Here is a 418-nt window from a genome sequence, read left to right as displayed (position 1 = left end):
CGCTGTCGCTCCTGCAGCTGCGGGCCCTCCGCGCGCTGCGCGACACCGACGCCTCGGACCCGACCCCGGATGCCGAGCACCAGCGCCTGCTGCTGCTGTCGGTGAGCGGTGTCGCGGCGGGTCTGCAGAACACGGGCTGATCCGGTCCCGCACGGAAGCGCCGACGCCCTTCGGGGCGCCGGCGCTTTAGTGTCTCAGTCGAGGCGGCGGTCCGTGGCGTGGCGCGCGAGACTGCGACCGTAGCGCTCGGTCAGCTGCACCATCAGGTCGGGTGTCTCGCGGTCGAGACCGAACACGTACCCGGGGAAGTCGAGCTCCTTCTGCGCGGCCCAGATCTCGTCGTGCCGATCGGGCGAGAGCAGCTGCACGGGGTCGCCGACCGCGACCCAACCGATCGGCACGACCGACTCGGGCGGCA

General features: G+C 72.2%; 1 protein-coding gene and 1 pseudogene. One reads left to right on the top strand and one right to left on the bottom strand.

What is annotated here, in order from left to right:
* On the top strand, positions 1 to 140 hold a 140-nt coding region (locus I5E_RS24270), incomplete at its 5' end, for a phosphoenolpyruvate carboxylase (protein WP_148286878.1).
* 54 nt (positions 141 to 194) lie between these two features.
* Here the strand turns inward: I5E_RS24270 and I5E_RS05940 are convergent.
* Positions 195 to 418: pseudogene (locus I5E_RS05940) on the bottom strand (gamma carbonic anhydrase family protein); the annotation flags it as partial.

It is taken from the genome of Curtobacterium sp. B18 (assembly GCF_000333375.1).
Classification (GTDB): domain Bacteria; phylum Actinomycetota; class Actinomycetes; order Actinomycetales; family Microbacteriaceae; genus Curtobacterium.
This window is presented reverse-complemented; position numbering and strand designations above follow the sequence as displayed.